4 protein-coding genes are annotated in these 6824 nt (G+C 36.8%); 2 read left to right on the plus strand and 2 right to left on the minus strand.

From position 1 onward, the window contains the following. Both ACKVOD_RS12625 and ACKVOD_RS12630 read right to left on the minus strand, forming a co-directional pair. Positions 1–1032, minus strand: a 1032-nt coding sequence (locus ACKVOD_RS12625) for a DUF5689 domain-containing protein (protein WP_409209825.1), incomplete at its 3' end; no start/stop codon positions are given. An 11-nt stretch (positions 1033–1043) separates the two neighbouring features. After that, positions 1044–3806, minus strand: a complete 2763-nt coding sequence (locus ACKVOD_RS12630) for a carboxypeptidase-like regulatory domain-containing protein (RefSeq protein WP_409209826.1) — start codon at positions 3804–3806, stop codon at positions 1044–1046. A 107-nt stretch (positions 3807–3913) separates the two neighbouring features. Here ACKVOD_RS12630 and ACKVOD_RS12635 point away from each other — a divergent pair, with 107 nt between their 5' ends. Continuing rightward, on the plus strand, positions 3914–5026 hold the full coding sequence (locus ACKVOD_RS12635; RefSeq protein WP_409209827.1) for an endonuclease/exonuclease/phosphatase family protein: 1113 nt from the start codon (positions 3914–3916) through the stop codon (positions 5024–5026). 95 nt (positions 5027–5121) lie between these two features. Then, complete coding sequence (locus tag ACKVOD_RS12640) at positions 5122–6678, plus strand: aldehyde dehydrogenase family protein (protein ID WP_409209828.1); 1557 nt, start codon at positions 5122–5124, stop codon at positions 6676–6678. The last annotated feature ends 146 nt before the right edge of the window (positions 6679–6824 follow it).

The following is a 6824-nucleotide window of genomic DNA, read 5'->3' on the forward strand; positions in this document are numbered from 1 at the left end:
TGGAATAATAAAATAAGTTTTTGAGCAGCCTGCATTATAAGCTGACATTTGTAAGTATTTGTTAGAACTAAATGTAGCTATATCCCAATATTTACTGCCAATTGCAGCATCGTTGATGTATTTTGGCGTACTAATGCCTGTAGTTGTAGCTGCATAACTCTCGAAATTTTCGGTGAAAGTACCCAAATATTGAAGGCTTGTTCCTCCTTTAGGTAATACATTTGTTTGCACTCTTGGATTGGTAAATTGCACATCTTTTTCGGTTCTTAGAATGAGTTGATAGGTTAATCCAAATTTTGCCAAAACACCTCTAATTTTTCCTCGTCCAGAAGGAACCGTAAATCCAGCAAAATTAGCATACCTACTCGTTCTTACATCTAAAGTGTTTGGTCCATTGGTGATTTTTAGACTTGTATCATAATCGGTTTTGCTATAGGTGGCGCAATCGGTCTTAAATTGTACATCATCTATTTCTACTAGCGTGTTTAAGTAAACATCACTCGCGGCTTGTGCCAAAGTAATTTTATGAACAATGTCGTCTTCGCTAACCCTATCGCAAGATGGAATTAAATGGTTTTTATAGTTAAAAATCGATATTCTATCTACTGCATATTGCTCAGTGGGTGGAGCTCCAAAAATTAATCCTTTGGAATTACTACTCGTATTGGCAAAGGCTAAACCTTTAAGTTTCAAAAATACTTTTTTACCCGGTTCAAAATGTTTGGTATAGGTATATGATTCATCCACCGAAAGATTGAATCCTTTTGAACCATCCAAAGGTTGAAAATACATGCTCTTGTAAAAATTGCCGCCTTCATCGCTAGAAATAACATAGGCCTCAATAATATCGTCTTCGGTATAAATAGCTGTGGTGATTTTAGCCAATGTATAAATCGCTGCAACTTCTTTTGTTTTTGACAATGCTGGATCAATACAATTATATACCGGTTCATCAAAAGTAGTATTGACACAAGCTGACAGTAAAAAAAGAATTCCAAAAAACAGGCTATTGTATGTGATTTGATTTTTCATAACAGACGTCTTTAAAAGCTTAAATAAAAATTGACCATGAATGTTCTTCCGTAGCCATAGAAATATTTTGGAGCGAATACACTCGGGCCATTGCTTTGATGATCTTCAAATACTTGTCGGTAGGTAGCATTACGGGATTGTTCAAAACCGCCAGTTTTGTAGGTTTGGTTTAAAACATTATTGACTATGGCAAAAAAACCGAGATAATACTTGTCAATTTTCCATGATTTTCCACCTACCAAATTGACCAAATAAAACGAATCGAATTTTTCTTGTTTCAAATAACTATCGGCTAGCAATTGATCAATGGCTATGGAATCATTGTCAGGATTTAAATAAAAATTATCGGTTCTCGAAATGGAAGCAACATCCAAATAATTATCCGATAAATAATTCGCATTGGCACCTATCCACCAATATTTTGGATCTCGATATTCTACTCCAAAGGAATAGGCTTGTTGGGGCATTCCGGCTTGTCGCAATCCCGATAATTTAGTTTCGCCATAATTTGTTACGTTCGCCGATGCATCATTGGATAATCTTATATTTGGATTATTGGCAATTCTATAATCTCCATAAGCTGCAACAGCTGTGATTTTGAAAGTTGACGTGAGTTGGTATTCCAGCCCTGTTTCTATCCCTATATTTCTTTTGTTCATTCCAGTTATCGCCTCCGAAGCAAATACTCCTTTTTCATCAGTGCCTATAGCATCTGCATAGTAAAAATTGATTTCGGAGGCATCGAGTATTTCAGAAAAATAGCCTGTGAATCGGGCTTTAAAACTGGGTGCTTTTAGAATATAACTCATGTCTAGACTCTTGATCGTTTCGGCTGTAACACCATCCGTAATGGTATTATTGACTCTTGCATTCGAAAAAGCCTCTTTTGATGTTGGCGCTTTTGTCATATAAATTCCGTTGAAATCTATAAAATTCCGCCCTGATATTTTATAGGTAAAACCGCCTTTAAATCCGAATGTATCGAAGTTTACTTTTTTACTTTTCCCAAAAGAATTATCAGGATAATAACCGTTTTTATAGAATCCATTTCTTTGAAAGCTGGAACTAGTGAAGGTTTGAGCCAAATAAAAATCGGCTTTTTTATAAACGAATTTAAATTGTGTGAAAGCTTCTAATCTGGAAACATCCATCTGGTAATTGTATCCATATTGTTCTCCAACTCCTAAAGTTCTATCAAAATTATTCAAATCCGATTGTTGCTGGTCTCCCCTGCCAAAAGTGCTGATATCTTTGAAGAAATTACCACCCAAAAGATCCAACATATTCTTGAAATTCTTAGTTTTAGAACTCGAATAATTTACGGCTGCTGTCAATAGAATATTGTCCGAAAGTTGGCTAGAAACATTCGTGTTGATGTTGGTACTTTTTTCATCATTTCGATCTTCAAACAAAACAAATCGGCTTCCGTTTGCTAGATTTTCACCATTAATCCGATACATTTCAGCCCAATTCAGTTGTTTATTAGCCAGAAAACGTTGTCTATTATCTTCTGCATTACTTCTATTTTCTGGAGTATCTCCCAGATAAACTCCCTTATAAAATGAGTTGGTATAGTAACTCGGTAATTTTTGGTAATAAGTAGGGTCAGGATTAGCTGCTTTTGTATAATCGATGCGGCTATTGCCTATTTGTCCTATTTGATGTGAAAGAGAAGTGTTCCAATTGGTATTAGAATTTACTTTCCAATAATGGGTTAAAAGAAACAGCGGTTCTTCTATTTTTTTTACACGTGAATTTCGTTTCTCTCCTTCCTGAAAACCCCAATATGAATTGTATTTTACTCCTACTAAATCTGATTGTTCGGTTGTATTTGGTGAATTCTTAGCTCTTTTGTTCTGAGCATAAATAGTCGTAAAGTTCAGGCTATGCTTATCGTTAATTTTCTTTTCTAAACTATAAAAACTTGAGTTAGCGTCATAATTTGTCCCTTCAAAATAGCCGTTTTGTGCCCAGCGTTTTCCGGCAGAAAAAACATAAGCCCAACCATTTTTATCAATGCCCGAAGCCGTTGTTCCCATCAATCTAAAACTATAATTGGTATTGGTACTCAAAAATGAAACTCGTGTTCCAGGTCTATAAATCGAAGCTCTGGTGTTAATTTCTTGGGTCCCTCCTACGCCACCAAAAACATAGTCTGAAGGCGATGAACCATTAGTGAATTCTTGATTTCGAGTGGCGTCATTCAACCCGCCCCAGTTACTATATTGAGGTCTTCCATCGGCAAATCGATTCATCGAAATGCCATTAATCATCACATTTGCATATTTAGAATCTAAGCCTCGAACACTAAATCGAGCCGCTCCAAAATTAAAAGCTGCGGCTTGCAAAAAAATATCTCGTGAAGATTGTAATAAACTAGAAGTGTTTTCGGAACCGCTGGTGTCATCGTCTAAGTCGGTTTCTAATAAGGTAATTATTTCTGCTTGTTTTTCTTGTGAAATATCATTTTCAAAATAAATAATGCCCAAATCCAACAACTTGTCTTCAACAATTTCTATTTGAAGTAATTGCTCTTTATAGCCTTGACTTTTGATTCGAACTAATTGGGTTCCTGTGTTGACAGCATTAAATAAAAACTTCCCTTCGGCATCTGTCAATTGCGTTAAAAGAGTGTTTTGTATCGATACAACAACACTTTGCAAAGGATTTTGTGTTTTTGAATCTACAATTGTTCCAAATATACCCGTATTAGATTGCCCATAAATCAATCCGATTTGAAATATAAAAAAAATAAAACATATTCGTATTTTCATAAATAACTGCTTTTTTTGTACATAAATTAGCACAAAGTAAAAATACATATTTAATTTATATTGTTTACTTTTATATCCAATTTTTTTGTAAATAAATACGCATTTTTATGAAGGCTCAAAAAATCATTATTGTTTTGTTTTGTTTGTTTAACATTACTATTTTTCGAGCTCAAAACGCGAAATTCATGATGCATACAGTGGCATTTTACAATTTCGAAAATCTTTTTGATACCATCAACAATCCTAATAATGATGAGGAATGGACACCCAAAGGAACGCAACGGTGGACTTCGAAAAAATACCATCAAAAACTAGAAAACCTATCCAAGGTGCTCCTGCAAATTGGAACCAACGAACAACAAAAAAAAGCTCCCACTTTTATAGGTTGCTCCGAAATAGAAAATCGTGGCGTTCTAGAAGATTTAATCAAACAGCCCAACCTGCTTTCGAGTGATTATGGCATCGTACATTTTGACTCCCCAGACAAAAGAGGCATTGATGTAGGCTTTTTGTATCAAAAAAAATATTTCAAACCCACAAGTTTTGTCAATATTCCTTTATTGGTTTATCGAAACAAAGACAGCAATTCTGAAAAGAAATCATTTGAAATTGACGATGATGCATCCGATACAGATGCTGCAGAAATAGTAAATTCAAAAAGAGTTTATACCAGAGATATACTGCTAGTTACTGGTTTTTTGGAAGGCGAAGAAATAAACATTTTAGTCAATCACTGGCCTTCTAGAGCGGGAGGCGAAAAGAAAAGCAGCCCTTTTCGCGAGGCCGCTGGTAGATTAACCCGAAAAATTATGGATTCCATTTACAAAAAAAATCCAAAATCGAAAATCATTATTCTAGGCGATTTAAATGATAGTACCAATAATAAAAGTGTAAAAGAAGGCATTGGAGCCAAATTAAAAAAGTCAGAAGTAAAGCCATTTGGAGTCTACAATCCTTTTGAGCAAATGGCAAAAGACGGGAATGCCACTTTATTTTATAGGGATGCAGGTGATATATTTGACCAAATTATGGTTTCAGAAAGCTTAATCAAAAATGACTATACCTCATATCAGTATTGGAAAGCGGGGATCTTCAACAAGCCTTTCATGATTCAAAACACAGGTCAGTACAAAGGCTATCCTATTCGCCATTCGGCTAACGAAGTTGGCTTTAGTGATCACTTTCCGGTGTATATTTATTTGATTAAAGAAGTAAAATAATCGTTTTCAAAGAAAATAATTTCCCGAGTTTATTTCTATCTGTTTAAACAATATCTTTGATATGGTTTTCAGATTCTCTTTTAAAATAACAACCCATGGCAACAACACTAGCAACCCAATTCGGAATCAAAAATGCCCTCGAGCAATTAGGCATACAATCGGTCAACGAAGGCACCTCAACAGGAATTAACCATTTTTCGAATGGAGAAATTCTAGAAAGTTACTCGCCAGTAGACGGTCAATTAATCGCTTCGGTCAAAACAACTTCCGAAGCCGATTATCAAAAAGTCATGCAAACTGCGGCTGAGGCGTTTAAGACATTCCGATTACTGCCAGCGCCGCAACGAGGCGAAATCGTAAGGCAGTTTGGCGATAAACTACGTCAAAACAAAGAAGCCTTAGGTAAACTGGTTTCTTATGAAATGGGTAAATCGTTACAAGAAGGCTATGGCGAAGTGCAGGAAATGATCGATATCTGCGATTTTGCCGTTGGACTTTCACGACAATTACACGGACTAACGATGCACTCCGAACGACCAGGACACCGCATGTATGAACAATACCATCCTTTGGGAATTGTTGGCATCATATCAGCATTTAATTTTCCGGTAGCGGTTTGGGCTTGGAACACCGCTTTGGCTTGGATTTGCGGTGATGTTTGCGTATGGAAACCCTCTGAGAAAACACCACTTTGCGGCATTGCCTGTCAAAATATTATTGCCCAAGTCATCCAAGAAAATAATCTACCCGAAGGTATTTCGTGCCTGATAAACGGCGATTATAAAGTAGGCGAATGGATGACCAACGATAAACGGATTCCGCTAATTTCGGCAACAGGATCTACTCGAATGGGTAAAATCGTGGCACAGTCTGTGGCAGGACGTTTAGGGAAATCACTTTTAGAATTAGGAGGCAACAATGCTATTATCGTCACTCCCGATGCCGATATTAAAATGACCATTATTGGAGCCGTTTTTGGCGCAGTAGGAACAGCGGGGCAACGTTGCACTTCGACCCGTCGTTTGATTGTTCACGAAAGTGTATATGATACAGTAAAAGACGCGCTAGTTTCTGCTTACAACCAATTAAAAATAGGAAATCCATTAGACGAAAACAACCATGTTGGACCGCTTATTGACAAACAGGCTGTTGCAATGTATAACAACGCACTTGCAAAAGTAGTTGCCGAAGGCGGAAAAATCATAGTCGCTGGCGGAACGCTTATGGGTACAGGATACGAAAGTGGCTGTTATGTAAAACCAGCCATTGTCGAGGCAAGCAATCAGTTTGAAATTGTGCAACACGAAACCTTTGCGCCTATTTTGTACTTATTAAAATACGCTGGTTCGGTTGCAAATGCTATCGAAATTCAAAACGGAGTGGTTCAAGGATTATCCTCGGCTATTATGACTAATAATTTGCGCGAAGCCGAGTTGTTCTTGTCGGTCACAGGATCCGATTGTGGGATTGCCAATGTAAACATAGGCACTTCGGGAGCCGAAATTGGCGGGGCTTTTGGAGGCGAAAAAGAAACAGGCGGCGGGAGAGAATCGGGATCTGATGCTTGGAAAATCTATATGCGCCGCCAAACCAATACCATCAATTATACCACGAGTTTACCCCTAGCGCAAGGGATAAAATTTGATTTGTAAGGAAGTTGAAATGCTACACAACTAAAAAGTGTATTTGATAATTTGTAAGAAAAAAACAATATATTTGAAAAAGCGAAAAACGAAACAAACCTTCGCTAATCTACCTTAATTTGGGTGTATATACGAAAGTTTGTTTCGCCTATATA

Source organism: Flavobacterium sp. (assembly GCF_046155325.1).
Lineage (GTDB): Bacteria > Bacteroidota > Bacteroidia > Flavobacteriales > Flavobacteriaceae > Flavobacterium.

Excerpts from the sequence above, each read along its gene's own strand:
- ACKVOD_RS12630 (WP_409209826.1), bottom strand. The coding sequence starts at position 3,806 with ATGAAAATACGAATATGTTTTATTTTTTTTATATTTCAAATCGGATTG.
- ACKVOD_RS12635 (WP_409209827.1), top strand. The coding sequence starts at position 3,914 with ATGAAGGCTCAAAAAATCATTATTGTTTTGTTTTGTTTGTTTAACATT.
- ACKVOD_RS12640 (WP_409209828.1), top strand. The coding sequence starts at position 5,122 with ATGGCAACAACACTAGCAACCCAATTCGGAATCAAAAATGCCCTCGAG.